We start from the raw sequence: 774 nt of genomic DNA, 5'->3' as shown, positions 1-774 counted from the left end.
CCTGCCAGAACTGCCCGGACGTGGTCCAGGCGCTGAACCTGATGGCGGTGCTCAACCCCAACATCCGCCACGTCGCCATCGACGGCGCGCTGTTCCAGGACGAAGTCGAGCAGCGCCAGATCATGTCGGTGCCGAGTCTCTACCTCAACGGCGAGCTGTTCGGCCAGGGTCGGATGGATGTCGAGCAGATCCTCGCCAAGATCGACACCGGCGCCTCGGCCCGCGATGCGGCCAAGCTCAACGCCAAGGACTCCTTCGACATGCTCGTCATCGGCGGTGGCCCGGCCGGCGCCTCGGCGGCCATCTACGCGGCGCGCAAAGGCATCCGCACGGGTGTCGCGGCCGAGCGCTTCGGCGGCCAGGTGCTCGACACCATGGCCATCGAGAACTTCATCTCCGTGCAGGAGACCGAAGGGCCGAAACTGGCCCGCGCCCTCGAAGAGCACGTGCGCCAGTACGAAGTCGACATCATGAACCTGCAGCGCGCCGCCGCCCTGGTGCCCTGCACCGAGCCTGGCGGGCTGAACACCGTGCGCTTCGAAAGTGGCGCCGAGCTCAAGGCCAAGACCATCGTCCTGGCCACCGGCGCGCGCTGGCGTGAAATGAACGTCCCCGGCGAGCAGGAATACCGCAACAAGGGCGTGGCCTACTGCCCGCACTGCGACGGCCCGCTGTTCAAGGGCAAGCGCGTGGCGGTGATCGGTGGCGGCAACTCCGGTGTCGAAGCGGCGATCGATCTCGCCGGCATCGTCGCCCACGTGACCCTGATCGAGT

1 protein-coding gene is annotated in these 774 nt (G+C 67.6%); it reads left to right on the top strand.

What is annotated here, in order from left to right; genetic code table 11:
- The coding region (locus G7026_RS22490) for an FAD-dependent oxidoreductase (RefSeq protein WP_181073271.1) at window positions 1–774 on the top strand (774 nt) is incomplete at both ends.

This window comes from Stutzerimonas azotifigens (assembly GCF_013522725.1).
In the GTDB taxonomy this organism is placed as follows: domain Bacteria; phylum Pseudomonadota; class Gammaproteobacteria; order Pseudomonadales; family Pseudomonadaceae; genus Stutzerimonas; species Stutzerimonas azotifigens_A.
Note: the sequence above shows the minus strand (reverse complement) of the source record. Positions and strands in the feature narration are given on the sequence as shown.